Below are 15687 nucleotides of genomic sequence, written 5' to 3'. Positions count from 1 at the left end.
TTTGCATCGTAAGCCACCCGTGAACTACACCACTGAGTTTCTCAACTGATTGTTTTTCGGCATTTTCAAGCCTATCGTATGAACCAGTCATTTTGCTTTTCAGATAATTAACCACATTGCCACCACTTTGAATGGCAGAAACATATCCACTCAAAAATTCACCTAATGCTTTTGAAGATGGTCTGTCTTTTGCTTGATCTAATGCAGTAAGTGGGTCTATTCCAAGTAAATCAATTCTTTTGATAATCTTAATTATTTCCCCTTGAATAATAGGTAAAAGATTGATCTCTTTTATCTTCTGCAGCATAGTATAAGGACCAAGTCCGCTGGACGCAAGTAATGACATTATAGTAATAAAATATGGCAATTCTCTATCGATTTTTTTGTTTTGTTTTTTTTCGTAATCTGCCTGATCAAGTTTTTTTAGCGAAATCATTTAGACATTCCCTAATTCTATTTTTTGTAATAATGATTCTGGGTCTCTATAATATTTCCCAACTACTTCGGCCACTTTTTTATAATTTCGAATATCATTTTCAAGCATCCATTTGAGAATCATGATTCTTTTTTCATGTTCTTCAAGTAGTTCATTGAGATCACGACCTGATGCATCTGCCATTTTTTTAAATAGATTACTATCTTTTAGATTGTCATCAAAATTATCTGTTTTTGGGTTCCACGAAAAAGCTGGATATGAAGAGTTGGAAGATATTATTTCCGATACAGCAATAGCTCTTCTACTGCTCTGCCCTGTAGAATTTTCCTTTACCCTTTTTATGACTACTGCACAGTTCATTAGCGAGATATATGCAGGAGGTATATCCATTGGCTTTTGTTGTAGTCTTTTTATTGCAGATTCGAGCCCGTCTGCATGCATTGTACACAAACCACCGTGGCCTGTAGCCATGGCCTGAAACATCACATATGCTTCAGAGCCTCTAATTTCACCCACTACAATATAATCAGGCCTATGTCGTACTCCTGCCTTAATCAAATCATACATTCCAATTTCACCTTCACCACTCAAGCCAAACCCACTTCTTGAAACTAGTGTGAACCAGTTTTCATGATTGATATTAATTTCAGCAACATCTTCTACTGAGAAAATTTTGTAATCAGGGTGAACAAGACCTGTAATTGCATTAAGTATTGTAGTCTTTCCGCTACCAGTTGAGCCTATTATTATAAAAGACTGTTTTGCTTCTACTAGCATCCATAGATACGCTGCAATTGATATGCTTATGGTTCCAAATTTTATCAAGTCAATTACAGTATAAGGATCTTCCCTGAATTTTCTTATTGTAAAGCTTGTTCCTTTTGGTGTAACTTCCTTCTGATATAAAACTGAGATTCTATGATTTCCCTGTAACGCCAAATCAGATATTGGGAATGCAGTACTGATGTGTTTTCCAGCTCGAAATACAATTCGAGAAACAAATGAATTCAATTGTTCATTTGATGCATATTGAATATTTGTTGGGATGCTATCATAATTTCTATGCCATATGAAAATTGGTTTATCAGTTCCACTACAGCTTACGTCCTCGATGTTTACGTCATGCATCAGTGGATCAATTAGACCAAACCCTACGATGTCACGTTTCAAATAATATTTTACCTTCTCCATACTACTCATACTAGAGTGATTCAGAAACATCTTCTCATTTTCCTTAAGAATAGCATTGAGATGGCCTTCAAAATTTTGATTGCCCCCAGATTCGGATGGAGATTCTAGACTTTCTTCAATGAGTTTGTAAAGCGTTTGAAAGATCATTGTATCTTCTCTGTTTAGGCGTAGTTCATCCACAAAATAGAGATAGGTAGACTTTTCTGTATTATACAAGATATTTGCATAGCTAAAGGGTGGCAGTAACGGATACTTTTTTACAATTTCATAACCCGAGGGAATTTGACTTTGTCCTTCATCCATGATTTGACTTGCCAAAAAAGTTTCAATTTCTTGGGATTTTTTTGATTTGTCTTTCATTTGCTAATCACCAAAAATAAAAAAGGAAAAAGGGGTGGGCATTTTTTAGCCTCTAGGATTTGCTTTCCACAGTGATTGATTGTGGTGCGCCTACACTGCCAGCGTAGATTGCTACACTGCTTTGTGAGCCAGCATCAACCGTAGTAAAAATTCCGGTTGGAACTTGGAAGTATACCACTACTCTATCACCTGGCTTCAACGAAATTGGACCGGATGCTTGTGTGAAGCACATAGCTGGATTTGTACTTAATAGACCAAACTCATTGATGTAAAATTGAGTTGAACTAATAGCACATCCATTTGGTGCAGCAGCAGCATAACTTTGCATCATACCACTTGTAACACCAGGATGGGCAGCAATGTATGCAGTTGTTGCAGTTCCAGTAAAGTTCAGCTGAGACTGGAAGTTTGCAGTAGTGACTCTAGTAGGATTACTGTCATAATACCAGTTTGCAAATGGTATTTGACTACCACGTACACTAATCTGGTCTACAGACAATATCTTTTCTCCACTATTTCGAACCTCTGCAGCGCCCCACACATAGGTTGGTGAGATACCTGAAGTGGCATTTACCCACACATGAGCACCTTGAGCTGTGACGCCGGATGATTGAGCACCTGTCTGGAATAGGCTTGTACCATATAGTACTACACCTGTTCCAAGAACGACTGACGCAACTAAGATGATCAGTGTAGTAAGCACAGCACTGATTGCTTTTCTGTTCTTTGTTCTAAGGAACATATTCATTATTAGCAAGTGTGTCAATGGAGAATATCTCACCTAGCATGTAATTTTGACTTACACCTAGTCTGATGAGACAGTCTTGTAGGCAGTAATGAACTTGGCTACAAGTTGTCCAAGATTGGAGGAGCCACGCATACTATTTCTAAAACGCTTTGAGGTATGTTTGGATACACCTATGGCAATTAAAGACACTCCCGACGCATCAAGTTTTTTGGCAATTTTAGCAAGATGTTGATTTATTCTCTCATAACCTGACGGATGCCCATCAGTAATAATAAAAATATACTTTCGTTCTCGTAAGTCATCTAATAACATCCTACGAGCCAATTCTATCGCATCCGGTAATAACGACAATCCATTATTTTCTAACGAACCAATTCGTGCTTGCACTTCATGATCATATTTTTCTTCAAAATCTTTTAAGATTTGTAAATCATTACTAAAACTAAATAATGCCCATGCATCAGATTTTTCTGTAAGATCATTTGCTGCTTCAGCGATACAAACGGTAAATTCTTTTATTTGTTCAAACCGCAAATTCATACTTGCACTATTATCTATCAAAATCACCCATGCTTGTTCAACTCGTCTTATTTCATCTCGTTCAAAAACATCAACACATTGTCCTTCTGATGCAATAGATTGTATTGCCATTTGCATGTTCAGATAACCCATCGCATCAATTTTTGGTTCATCAAAATGGTTTGCTACCATTAGTATCTGTTGACGAACTCTCCTCAATAATGGGGCTACTTTTTCTTTGATTTGCAAAAAATTATGGAAATTTCCTTGTGGAATAGTAATTGTGCCAAAATTAAGATCTTTCAAATTCTTTTTGTATCTTCTAAGCAATTTTGATTTGAATTGTTCATCTGCTAACCACAGTTCATCAAGTTGTACCGTATTTTCTTGGAATGACCCACGTGGCTCAAAATCTGGACTTTGTTGTTCAGTTTTCAGTATTTGTTTCACATCGTGTCTTTCATAGTAGGGAGGAATTTCTGTGAGTAACAGTCCCCTATTTTTATAAAGCAAATTTGCAAATAATATGACATCATCTTGTTTATTTATCATACTCGTTCGTATCTTGGTAATTTTTTCTTTATTAGATAATCCAAAAAATTTCAAATCTTCATCCCAAGAATTACAATAATTTTTTCGAGTCTCAGACATAAATTTAAGATCAATATTTTTCATATTTTCCCAAATCTCAGAATCAGTATGAGAAATGTATCTTTCAACAGAAATGTCCTCGATATGGTCTATTACACGTAAACAGACATCTTCTGTCTTGGATTTCTTCCAAGACTCGTATATCGAATATCTTGAAACGCAGGCATGAGCTGCAAGGTGATAGATTGTTGCCAAAAACAAGCACCAAAGATTTCTTCTCCCATTTGAATCGCTATCAAATAACATGCCTTCAAACAGATATTTGTTGTCCCGCTTTCTTGGCAATGGAATAATAATTTCTGGTTCAGAGCCATATTTCATAACTGGAAACAATGCCCTTTTTGAGAAAACAAGATTTAGACTACCGGGTTTTATCTGAGAAAAATTGTAAAAAATATCTTCAGATAATTCTAAAAAACTGGGTCTTTTGTCTTTCATCAGATTCCAGCTATTTTACAAATTATCTTTCTTACCATCCCTTGGACTTCGATATCATCACTAGTGAGTGAAATTATTGTTTCTTCTGCAGCGTCTTTTAGTGAAGCACCATCAGAAATTAGTAATGCCCAGTTCAATAGATCGCCTACAGAGGGACCATATGGAAGATCACCTGATTTGTATTGCTTTCGTAGATCGGCACCAACTCTGACTATTATTTCGGCATCTTGTCTGCTCAAGCCATTGGTTTTTCTAATTAAAAGATCTATCTCTTTTTCGTCAATCTTTGAACCCACGCTCATATAGTCAAAGTTTAGCCAGACACTCATTCTCCTTCTCATTGCAGCGTTTATTGGTTTAGTGCCTGCAAATTCAGAAGATACTGGATTCATACTGATTATTAAAAAAGCATCTTTATGACGTTGAATTATTTCATTATCTTTTTCTGTTAAAACCATGTGACCTCGTTGATCCAAAATAGGATTAAGTCTTGTAGCAATATCTTGCTTCATCATATTTGCTTCATCAAGATACAATATTCCCCCATATCGGCTCCAAGATGTTATCAATCCATCAATCCAATTTTCTTTTCCCAGCCCAACATATCTTCCAAAAAGATCAAAAACTGATGTTTGTAAACCACAGTTGATCTCCCATATTGGAAGACCAGCAAGCTCTGCTACTAGATATACAATATGGGTTTTCCCAGTACCGCTGGGTCCAATAAGCGCACATTGTTTAAAAAATGATAAAGCTCTTGCAATTCGTTCGACGTATTTTTCACCATTATCAAGGTACGGAGGAGTATCCCGTGGTATAAGTTCAGATATTTCAGGCGAGAATGAGAATTTTTCTGGATCGAGGTATTTTTTTATGTCATAATTTTTAGACAGGGCATGTGTGCTTTTTTTTAACGTAGAGACATGAATATTCAGAGTGAAATTCTCATCATGGATTTTTGAATTTGTGACTTCTTTCATCCTTTGGTCAGGCAGGTTTTTGATATTCACATGTATGCATTAGATAAAGCACACTAAAACGCATGACGTGTATCATCAAACTACACACAGGTGGTTAAGTTTTATAATATTTTCATATATTCATGAATCTAAAAATAGAGATTAATTCAGTATCATTTTCAAAATTAAAAAATGAACATGGTTTTGTAAAATATAACATAGAGGCGTCACTTGATGAAGTAGAAAACAGAGATTCAGAAGTTGTACTAAAATACAAGCTTGTTCTCTTGTCCAATCCTACAAATGCCAAAATTACAGTAGATGGGTTGGCCACACTTTATGGAGACCAGGTTGAAATATCAAAGCAACTAAGTCCAGACGAAAAAAATATTCCAGTAATTTTAAATTTAATATATCAAGAAATCTTTCCACTATTTTTTATCATGTCAAAGAGCATGCAGATACCATGTCCAGCATATAGACTCTCACAAATGTCATATGCGTCACAGACAGAAAAGATTGTTTCTGAATCAGTACATGAATCAAATGACATGAACGCAGTTGGTTTTTCTAGTCAAAACGAATTGTTGCATGAACAAATCGAGATAATGTCACCCATAGATCAGGGTCAGATCATAGAACAGCAAATGTAAGTATACGAAATACACATATGCCTCGATAATAGAATTTTTAGATAAAAACAGTATGTGTAATACCAAATATCATGTAATTTGAAAACCCTCTTTTGTAAATTGATGAAAATTATTAAAATGAGTTTTATCCTTTTTGTATCTCTACTAAAATCATAGGTGTGGGTGTAGCTGTTAGTATAGTAGCACCAGATGGATACGTAGTCGGTAATGAACCATAAGTAAAGTTCACTGTATATGCAGTTCCAAATCCTTTTGCACCCATTGTGCTGACATAACCTAGCACTGGCGGGATTACGTCTACAGTATTTGCTCTAAAAGTCGGCTGAGTTGTTGCTGCCGTACCACAAGTCCAAGCTTGCCAATAGAGTCCTTTAGTAAGTGTGATTGGAGTTCCAAATGTCAAAGTTTTAACTGATGTGGTAGTTGTAAATGTGTTAACATCGCTTCCTGAAACTAATGTTTGAGGATATACATTACCATTATCTCGATAAATTCCTATATGACATGTTGTAGTTGTAGGATTTGCTTGGCTAGAAATTTCTGTCTGGATCTCATTAATTGTTATTGTATGCGGAACGACCCAAGGAGTTGCTCTCAATGTGGACGGTGTTGAAATTATTATACTTGAATTAGTAGGGAGTATTGCATTACCATACCATGCTGTTGTTGACCCTCTCATGAAATAATCTACTGGTTCTGATGGATTGAATCCGACTGTTTTCCAGTTGGAACCGTCACTGATGACCTTGACGATTTGATCTTGATGTGTAAGATTCATAGAGCCAGAAGGAGAATAATATCCATCAATTGTTTGTGAAGATGTAGTAAGGATTTTCACAAGGTTCCCAGCAGAAACAGAACCATCTCTTATAGTGAAAGTTTTACCAGTATGTCCAACCGAGGTTGGCAAAGTTGCAGCCGTAGTTGCAGAGGTAGTATTGAAATTAACAGTATCTTCCGTATATAACAAAGTATGGCTAGTAGAATATGTGCTATATGCTTCTACATTTCCCATGGTAGCTGTATTTAGTACGACATTTTGTGAAGCATTGTTATAGAGATATCCATTTTGAAGTGATGCTTTGAAATTAACTGTGTAGCCATTAGTACCATTAATGTTATAATTCCACTCAAAAAATGTTTCAGCCCCGCCATTCAAAAGTGGATAGGAAGATGGAGTTGGACCTGAAATCAGGGTAGCTTTACCAAAACCTGTCACATTACTAACTGCCATATTTGGCACAATATTGGTGAGGGCGCCACCATTTGTCATGTTATTTGTTACTCCAAGAAGTAGAGTGGTGATAAAATTATTTGAGATAGTAGATGGCAATGCAAATAATTGCAAATATACCGGTGCTTGACTTGCAGAGTTTACAAAAAACTCCTTGACATTTCCACGCATTGTAACTAGTTTAATGTCATATCCTTGAGTTGGTTTGGCATAAAGTGGAAGGCTTTGTCCTATCTCAGAAAGGGAATTTCCAGGGTATACAATTTGGTTAATATCATATTTTGAAGTACCCCAAGTGATATCAGTTTTGTTCTGAATCCACAGTCTGTTAATAGTTATTGGAATATTTCCAGAATTTTGAACCGTAATATTGAATTTGTTGTTAGCAAGTGTTACTTTGGTTATTGAAAATTCTTCATGGTTTGCATCGGCATCGGATTGACTTTTTGTTACAAATGCACTAGTAAAATTATTTAGTAAATTCATATCATAAGTAACAAAAGTTACTGCAGTTGTGAAAATAATGACGAAAAAAACAGCTCCAACTACAGTGCTTATACCCCTTCTATTGTTCATGCCATTCATCCGTACATGTGATGCAATCTAATTCATAGAAATTAACATGGTCATCTAAAGACATTTCATCCAACTTCATATGGCAAAAATAGTTTTAATCTTCGATAAAGGATTCTGGATGTCATATAAAATAATTACACGGTTGATAACTTTATGATTTTAAATTATTAAATATACGATAATTTTGTGTTATATTTTCAGTATTGTTCATGTTAACCACTTACCCAAAAAGATGAAAAATGGATTAATTGTGGAAATTTGTAAATGTGCACGTAGTTACTCCTTTAGGAACCGTTACCGTGACTTCGGTTGCATTAGGCTGAGCATAGGTGTTATCACATGTAACACTCTGGAGTGTCCATCCAGGCGTAGGAGCTTCACCTATGGTGTATTTTCCAGGATCTACAAAGAGTACTCCCGAGTTTCCTGTTCCCGGGGTTCCAAGTTTTATGGATGTTGAAACCTGAATTTCAGAACTTGTTGTATGACGTTCTGCATAAAAAAAGTCAAAAGGATACACATTTCCTCGTGTGATCCCAAGTTGACTAGCTTGAGCATCCAAATTTATTGTACCTGCAGCTCCTGCATGTACTCCTCCTAAATCTAGAGCAAGTTTTTTGTTGACAAAAACCCACAAGTCGTCATCTCCCCAGAAATTAAAAGTCTCACCGCCTTGATAGGTAAACGAACTGTGGATCTCATATGTAAATCCAAAATTATGCCAGTTACCATTTGCATCCTGTCCACTATTGCCAAACAATTGATTATCTATGGGAAAGAATGACATGTTGCTATACTTCCATGTTTGAGGATTGGTTCCTTGTTCAATCAATGTAATATTCAATTGTTTTTCCACATTAACACCGGGGGTATCATGATACCACTGGTTATATCTCACAAATCCATTGTTAAATGCAGATGTGGTTTGATTGTTGTATACCGGGGTTCCGTCAGAACCAAGATTTGGCATAACAATGCCAGGAATTACTCCAAACGGGCAGTAGCCACACACTTTTTCAAAATCAGGATCGCCGCCTTCTGGCCATGCCGAACCATTAAAATCGTGAATCGTACCGGTTAGGATCATATTGCCATTTTGATCAAGAGTTACAGTATTATGGCTACCAGAAGTCGAGATATCAAAATTACCTAGATCACCATAATAAGTAAAGTTGCCATCAGCCTGCCTTGCTATCTTATTGATTATCAACTGACCATCGGCAGGTGTGCCAAGGTGATGTGTAAAAATTGAGCCACGGTTAGTAATTAGGGAAATATCAAGTGGATCTCCTGCCCAGTTATAATTTACTAATTTAGAAAAGGTTGCACCAGGTGGAACCGCTGTTGATGGCATTCGCAAATCCAATGGATTTATTCCTTTAATTTCTATTTCTGTAACATTGAGACCATCAATTCCCGTGTTAATAAAAGTGACATTAAGTTGCTTTTGTGCAGAATTGTACCATTCATGTTGCGGAGTGATGGATTCTTTAATTTTATTGATGTTTGTAGAATAAGTATCATCTATGATCTGTTCATTGTTATTGAGATTGTCTTTGGCCCATGAAACACCAATAATGCCGATTAATGAAATGCCCACAAGTAAAATCACTCCACTAATTACTGTAGATACTCCTTTTTTGTAGCGATTGAAATATCTAAATGGTTCATTTCTATCCCTCTTTCTCATATGGCGCCATACGTAATTATCTCAAAGGATGATAATTAACAAGTGTCCGTATTGAAATGTGACATATTTTTATTTTATCCTCAGACATTACAAACGTTTTTTCATTTTGCAAATTTCTCATCATGGAGACACATCATCAGTAATGACTGAACCTCGTGCGGTAGTTACTATTATGCTCAGAGGAATTTTACTTGTCCAGCCGTAAGGTATTTTTGTCGAATTTGTTTTCTGGGCAGGGATGTTTCCATTTGTAATAGAAATATCTGACACATGTGTAGAATTCTCAATTTTAATATCTGTAATAGTTATGCCTGTTGAGCCAACGTTATACAGCGTAACATTAATGAATTTCGATGGAGTGTTGCCAAACCACGCATTTTCTATCACCAGTTTTTCAGAAAACTCATTTACATTAGTTGCATAAAGTGTAGTTGTAATTGACTTTGATATTGAAAAGATACCGCTAGACCACATGACTACTGCTGAGCCAAGAATAACAGTTGTTACAAGAAGTATCATTCCAGTAACTATCGAACTTAGTGCCCTATGATTAGAAAAATGCCTCATTCTTGAATTTTTGGTCATTTGGTTACTAATATTGATGGATGTGTCAGGTCTAAAACTGACTATCTTCTTCTACTCGAGAAACCATCACACAATAAAACATTTTTAAAATTCAATACACGTATGTTTCAAACTATGTTGGTAGTGTAATCTACAAATACACACATGTCTTTTTCATACAAAAGACCGAATTTTTTTCATATGTCTGTACCAGACAATACAAATCTAGACGAGTTAGCATCAGCCATAAAATCAATGGATGATCTTGTTGATGAAGCCATCCAGATTTATGAACTAGATAATGAGAAAACAAATTTAACAGATGAATTATACAATTCTTTAAGAACAATAACTAACTATCTAGGATTTTCTATGGATGTTGATCCTAGATTAATGAACTTACCGCAAGATACAAGAATAATTCTAATGCCATCTCTCGATTTACTTATCATAAAATCTAATTTTAAATCAGAGCAGAAAAGATTGGACCAGCTTAGTTTAGATGAAATATTAAATATTTTGAAATTGGTCATTCCAAATATGATAAACATGGCAAGATCAGATAGGATTTTAAAGAATCAGAAAATTGTATTTGTGCGCGAAGCTACAAAGAGACTAAAACGACTGCCAGGTTCTAGTACCGAAGACATGATTGTTAATGACCCGTCATTACATGTGGAAGGAGTATAATAGTTGAAAGATGAAATAATGCATTTTCATTCAATTGAAGAGCTTCAATCATACCTTGGAAATCATTTAAAGATACTAAAGAAAAAATCTGAGGAATATTCTGAGGCAATAGGAGAGAAGATTAGGTTTGAAAATACCACAAATGATTCTACAGAAATTGCAGAACTAAAAGAAAAACTTGAAGGTCCCCTAGATCCAAAAAAGAAAAAAACAGTAAAGAAAAGAGATCAAAAGACAAACTGGCATGAGTTGGGTCCAATTTCAGTCTATGACGGGATAGGGACAAAGGGCGAGCTTGAAATTTATTTCAAGGCACTGGAGAAGGCGAAATCAAAAATAGAAAAAATAGAGAAGATCAAAGATGCAATAGATAACCTGATTTCCAAGGGAGTTAAAAGAGAACTTGGTTGTACTGCATTCCTAAATCAGGACTTGACACTTCAGGTCTGTTTTATAAAGACCGGACAGCCAAAGACCAAATTTTCATACAAATCAATTTTTACCATACCCAGTGAAATTATTCACGAAGTCAAAATTTAATATTATTTCCAACATCATTGAAAAATATTTAATAATGGTCTAAATAGTGAAAGTTTCACAAAATGCGATTTGAGCCAAAATAGTTCTAACCATTAGACCAATGTACCAGTAGCATGTATTCTCAAAATCTTGAAAGATATGAAACACAAAATGTGACGCAGTGTGACGTAATATGCCTCACATCACTTAAAGGAATAAAAAATGAGACATAGTTATTGAAATCAAAAATTTTCATACCAAAGGAGGGAATACAATGGATCCTCATTTAGAAATGAAAAATGATGAATCTTCATCATCCATCTTTGACGCAGATTCTAGTTCTGTCATATACGAACAAAAGATAACATGTGATAAACTAAAAATCGAACTTGCAAAATTTGGACTCACTTCCAATCAAAGTAAGGTCTACATCTATCTAGGTAAATATGGCTCAAAGACTGCACCTGAAGTATGCAAGGCATTAAAGATGCCAAGAACTGAAACATATCACCTTTTAACTACTTTACAAAATAAAGGGCTTGTATCAGCAACATTTCAGCATCCTACTAGATTCTCAGCAGAGCCATTGAATAAAGCAATTTGGGTTCTTGTTAATGCAGAAAAAGAGCGAGTAAACACTTTAGAAAGTCAAGAAGGTGAGATTAAGAAATTATGGGATTCCATTCCAGATGGTAAATCGATTCAAGAAACTAGAGAGGATAAATTTCAAATGCTCGAAGGAGTCAACCAAATAAACAGCAAAATAAAAGAAATGATCAAAAGTGCAAACAGTGAATTTCTCATATTAGGGGCAGAAAAAGACTTTTTAAAGTTCTACCATGCAAATCATCTTGAAAATGTTCAAAATTCAAAGATTAATTTTAAATTATTATCGTCTATATCTGATAATGCATTATACATTTTTGATGACATGGATAGAACAAAAGTCAAGAAGATTCCATCAGGCGTACATGATAATCTTTGTTTTCTCATAAAAGATAGTAAGGAAATAATACATTTTATTAAAAACTCAAATCAGACATCGCAACAAATGAATGCCATGTGGACAGATTCAGAAACACTGGTTTATTCAATGAAGATGCTTTTTGATTCATTTTGGTCCATATCTAAAAACATACATCTGTAAATCTACTTTATCATTTGGGGATACATAATCTGAATACCCATTTCGTTTAATTTTATTGGGAAAATCTGTTCACTATGTTTTGCGCCCCTCATCTTGAGAACCTGGATTGTTCTTTCCATAGAGTATTCTTTGCGTACATGGCACAACAATATAACGCCTGATGATACATACCATTCAACAGGAGATTTTTCAGACGAGTCTATTTCTGAAATAAGTATGGACATACAATGTTGATCTTCTAATGCATAAACTAGTCCTTGAAGACCCTGTCTGATATAGAAATTATTCACATATTGCATAGCAAGAACTGTGAGTGAGTCGATAACAATACGTTTTGCACCTATTCTTTTGATGCTACTAAGTATAAGCTGGGTCAAGTGCATGAATGGAAGTGGTTCTCCTTGGTAAAGAGATTCATCTAATGCAATAAAGCCCTCTTTTTTCTTGAAGGGTCTTGCGTCAATAATTATCATTTGCCCTTCATCTATCAATTTTTGAATATCCCACCCAAGTGACTTGAAATCATTTTTTATTTCGGTTGGACTTTGTGAGAGTGTTACAAATATCCCAGGCTCGTCAAAATCTTTTGCGCCAGAATATAGAAATTGCATTCCAAATGTAGTCTTTCCACTGCCAGGAGGTCCAGATAGTGTTATTGACTTTCCTTGTCTAAATCCTCCTGATAATATAGTGTCAAATCCAGGAATTCCAGTCCTAACCGTAATTACTTCATCCATCATGTAAAAATCTGGAAAATTGTATTTAAAGAGGAGGGAGATTTAACAAATAACAGAATGTAACATGGAAAAATAACCAGATATGAACGCCATGCTATACTCGATAACTATTTTTAAAACAGATTGTGCAATAGCATGGTGACCAAAATTCTTGGCATAATTGGCGGAGGACAGCTTGGAATGATGCTTACAGAAGCCGCAAAAAAGATGCCAGAATACATCTCAGATGTAATAGTGCTTGACCCAACACCAGAATGTCCTGCAGTAAGAGTAGGAGCTAAACAAATTGTAGCAGATTTCAAAGACAAGAATGCCATAGTTGAACTATCGCTCCAATCAGATATCATAACTTATGAAATAGAATCAGGAGACAGCAAAGTGTTAGAATCACTACATGGTGAAGTCTCAATCAATCCATCTCCTACAACTCTTAGAACAATTCAAGACAAGTATCTTCAAAAACAATTCTTGAGTCAAAACAACATTCCTGTTGCAGAGTTTGAGGCAGTAGAATCGCAGGAGGATCTTGAGAAAAAAATCAGTCAATTTCAATATCCTGTACTACTAAAGGCAAGACGTGATGCATATGATGGAAGGGGAAACTTTAGAATCGAAGATCAATCACAGATAGAAATTGGATACAAACGTTTTCTTGGACGACAGACCATGATAGAAAAATTTGTAGATTTTAAGATGGAAGTATCAGTAATAGCAGCGAGAAACATTCATGGCGAAATTGCCACTTATCCCCTTGTAGAAAACATTCACAAAGACAACATACTTGAATTTACAATTGTGCCTGCACGAGTAAGTGACAAGATTGCATCAGAGGCAGACAATATCGCAAAAAAAACAATGCAAGTGTTACACGGTGCTGGCGTATTTGGAATTGAGATGTTTGTAACTAAAGATGACAAAGTATTGGTTAATGAAATTGCACCACGAGTACACAATTCTGGTCACCATACGCTACAATCAACTGAAACATCACAATTTGAACAGCATTTACGAGCAATACTTGGATTACCCCTTGGAAATACCAGATTAAAACACAACACAGTAATGTGTAATATTTTAGGGCCAAGAGATTTTGTTGGAAGATACAGACCAATCACACTTGAACAAAAAGATGGAGTATATCTGAAGATGTATCACAAAGATGAATCCAAACCTCAGAGAAAGCTAGGTCACTTTAATATCGTAGATGAAAAAGATACAAAAAATATTGAACTTTTAATAAAAAGGGCTCAAGAAATAAGAAGTATGATTAAATTCATGCCTCAAAATTGATACTTATTTTTTAATCAGAGCAAAAATTCCGCCTGCACCATATGCAACTGCAATCATGATTCTTGATGTTATTACAGCAGTTGTCTGATTAGAGATTAGTGAAGTATCAAGTAGGATAGCAAGAGGTATTGCTGCTAGAGATATCGTACCCACAATAATTTGTTCTGTATTTACAAGGCCACTATATTTTCTCATAAATAGAAATGTCGAGGTATTACCAAGACCAATACCAAATAGAATCAAGTATTGGTAAAAATGAGGAGCTATTCCTATAGCCGCAAATGGTGCAGCCCAGCACAGGCCGTTTACAGCTTTTACCATCCTAGGCCATTTTACACTATTTTTCATTCTTCCCTTGATAGAAGAAAGCATCGTTCTGAATTTCACAATAACAATTCCAAATGTTATCGCAAAACTTCCAAACCAGATTATAGCATAGTAGAAAATAGGAGTCTTGTGCTCAAATGCAATTTCACTTAGGATTGATGCAGAGCCAACTGCTATTGCCACGCCTATAAATAAGACTCCAAATGCCCGCCTTGTTTCCAAAGGAGACTTTTGCATATCTAGAGTTTAGATTTATCTCAGATATAATTTAAGAGTATGAATTAGATTAGTTAAAAAAATAACAGATACAAAACGCTGAGTTTAATTATTTAATTCAGTCTTGTCTTATTCTATGACTTGGTCAAAAAAACCTCTTGTTGGAATTATAATGGGATCTAGTTCAGACAGTAAAATAATGCATTCTGCCGCTACAGTATTAGATGAGTTTGGAATAAAACATGAGGACCAGATTGTTTCTGCACATAGGACGCCAACCAGATTATCAGATTATGCAAAACATGCAGAAAGAGAAGGATTCAAGGTAATAATTGCAGGAGCAGGAGGTTCTGCCCATCTACCAGGTATGATTGCATCTCACACTACAATTCCCGTAATAGGAGTCCCAATAATGGTTTACAACGACAAAGAAAATTCTGACAAGTTCAAGTTTTCCGCATTTGGTGGACTAGATGCCCTACTATCAATATCTGAGATGCCAACAGGCTCCCCAGTTGTAGCAGTGGGTGTTAACAAGGCTGCAAATGCAGGATTATATGCAGTAAAGATCTTGGCAAATGAATTTCTAGAATTGAAAAACAAGCTAAAAAAACACACAGAAGTTCAACACAAATTAGTTTTAAAAGAATCAGATGAAATGAAAAAACTTGGTCTGGCAAGATTTGCAAGTAAGAAATTCAAAAAATAACTTAACATTAATTTATGACATTCCATATGGAAA

16 protein-coding genes are annotated in these 15687 nt (G+C 35.4%); 6 read left to right on the top strand and 10 right to left on the bottom strand.

Annotated elements, in window-relative coordinates; genetic code table 11:
• The 5 genes from C0Q33_RS08275 to C0Q33_RS08255 all read right to left on the bottom strand — a co-directional run.
• Positions 1–436: type II secretion system F family protein (locus tag C0Q33_RS08275; protein ID WP_177996834.1), on the bottom strand; the 436-nt coding region annotated here is incomplete at its 3' end.
• Positions 437–1987: a type II/IV secretion system ATPase subunit gene (locus tag C0Q33_RS08270; RefSeq protein ID WP_101478131.1), complete on the bottom strand. Its 1551-nt coding sequence runs from the start codon at positions 1985–1987 to the stop codon at positions 437–439.
• Positions 1988–2039: 52 nt separating this feature from the next.
• Positions 2040–2753 (bottom strand): hypothetical protein, encoded by a 714-nt coding sequence (locus C0Q33_RS08265; protein ID WP_245867403.1) that lies wholly within the window; start codon positions 2751–2753, stop codon positions 2040–2042.
• 39 nt (positions 2754–2792) lie between these two features.
• A complete protein-coding gene (locus C0Q33_RS08260; RefSeq protein WP_101478130.1) occupies positions 2793–4343 on the bottom strand; it encodes a vWA domain-containing protein in 1551 nt (516 codons plus the stop codon).
• A complete protein-coding gene (locus tag C0Q33_RS08255) occupies positions 4343–5353 on the bottom strand; it encodes an AAA family ATPase (RefSeq protein WP_245867401.1) in 1011 nt (336 codons plus the stop codon). The genes C0Q33_RS08260 and C0Q33_RS08255 overlap by 1 nt, the downstream gene beginning before the upstream one ends.
• A gap of 92 nt (positions 5354–5445) precedes the next feature.
• Here C0Q33_RS08255 and C0Q33_RS08250 point away from each other — a divergent pair, with 92 nt between their 5' ends.
• Positions 5446–5955, top strand: coding sequence for a hypothetical protein (locus tag C0Q33_RS08250; protein WP_101478128.1), 510 nt, complete (start codon positions 5446–5448; stop codon positions 5953–5955).
• A gap of 124 nt (positions 5956–6079) precedes the next feature.
• Here the strand turns inward: C0Q33_RS08250 and C0Q33_RS08245 are convergent, their stop codons facing one another.
• From C0Q33_RS08245 to C0Q33_RS08235, 3 genes are all read right to left on the bottom strand, one after another.
• Positions 6080–7765, bottom strand: a complete 1686-nt coding sequence (locus C0Q33_RS08245; protein ID WP_133121050.1) for a hypothetical protein — start codon at positions 7763–7765, stop codon at positions 6080–6082.
• 244 nt (positions 7766–8009) lie between these two features.
• Positions 8010–9455: a fibro-slime domain-containing protein gene (locus C0Q33_RS08240; RefSeq protein ID WP_101478126.1), complete on the bottom strand. Its 1446-nt coding sequence runs from the start codon at positions 9453–9455 to the stop codon at positions 8010–8012.
• Positions 9456–9575: 120 nt separating this feature from the next.
• Positions 9576–10040 carry a hypothetical protein gene (locus tag C0Q33_RS08235; RefSeq protein ID WP_101478125.1) on the bottom strand — a complete coding sequence of 155 codons (465 nt, stop codon included), beginning with the start codon at positions 10038–10040 and terminating at the stop codon, positions 9576–9578.
• A gap of 180 nt (positions 10041–10220) precedes the next feature.
• Between C0Q33_RS08235 and C0Q33_RS08230 the strand changes: the two genes are divergently transcribed.
• From C0Q33_RS08230 to C0Q33_RS08220, 3 genes are all read left to right on the top strand, one after another.
• On the top strand, positions 10221–10709 hold the full coding sequence (locus C0Q33_RS08230; protein WP_101478124.1) for a hypothetical protein: 489 nt from the start codon (positions 10221–10223) through the stop codon (positions 10707–10709).
• A gap of 3 nt (positions 10710–10712) precedes the next feature.
• Positions 10713–11249 carry a hypothetical protein gene (locus C0Q33_RS08225; RefSeq protein ID WP_101478123.1) on the top strand — a complete coding sequence of 179 codons (537 nt, stop codon included), beginning with the start codon at positions 10713–10715 and terminating at the stop codon, positions 11247–11249.
• A 253-nt stretch (positions 11250–11502) separates the two neighbouring features.
• Positions 11503–12375: a TrmB family transcriptional regulator gene (locus tag C0Q33_RS08220; RefSeq protein WP_245867399.1), complete on the top strand. Its 873-nt coding sequence runs from the start codon at positions 11503–11505 to the stop codon at positions 12373–12375.
• 2 nt (positions 12376–12377) lie between these two features.
• On the opposite strand, the gene C0Q33_RS08215 is transcribed toward C0Q33_RS08220, so the two are convergent.
• Positions 12378–13112, bottom strand: coding sequence for an ATPase domain-containing protein (locus tag C0Q33_RS08215; RefSeq protein WP_245867396.1), 735 nt, complete (start codon positions 13110–13112; stop codon positions 12378–12380).
• 138 nt (positions 13113–13250) lie between these two features.
• Between C0Q33_RS08215 and purK the strand changes: the two genes are divergently transcribed.
• Complete coding sequence (gene purK / locus C0Q33_RS08210; RefSeq protein WP_177996836.1) at positions 13251–14402, top strand: 5-(carboxyamino)imidazole ribonucleotide synthase; 1152 nt, start codon at positions 13251–13253, stop codon at positions 14400–14402.
• A 3-nt stretch (positions 14403–14405) separates the two neighbouring features.
• Here purK and C0Q33_RS08205 read toward each other — a convergent pair whose 3' ends face one another.
• Positions 14406–14966 carry a hypothetical protein gene (locus C0Q33_RS08205; RefSeq protein ID WP_101478120.1) on the bottom strand — a complete coding sequence of 187 codons (561 nt, stop codon included), beginning with the start codon at positions 14964–14966 and terminating at the stop codon, positions 14406–14408.
• 115 nt (positions 14967–15081) lie between these two features.
• Here C0Q33_RS08205 and purE point away from each other — a divergent pair, with 115 nt between their 5' ends.
• Positions 15082–15654 (top strand): 5-(carboxyamino)imidazole ribonucleotide mutase, encoded by a 573-nt coding sequence (purE, locus tag C0Q33_RS08200; RefSeq protein WP_101478119.1) that lies wholly within the window; start codon positions 15082–15084, stop codon positions 15652–15654.
• The last annotated feature ends 33 nt before the right edge of the window (positions 15655–15687 follow it).

This window comes from Candidatus Nitrosotalea bavarica (assembly GCF_900167955.1).
Lineage (GTDB): Archaea > Thermoproteota > Nitrososphaeria > Nitrososphaerales > Nitrosopumilaceae > Nitrosotalea > Nitrosotalea bavarica.
The sequence above is the reverse complement of the archived record's forward strand: the minus strand, read 5'-3'. Positions and strand labels throughout refer to the sequence as shown.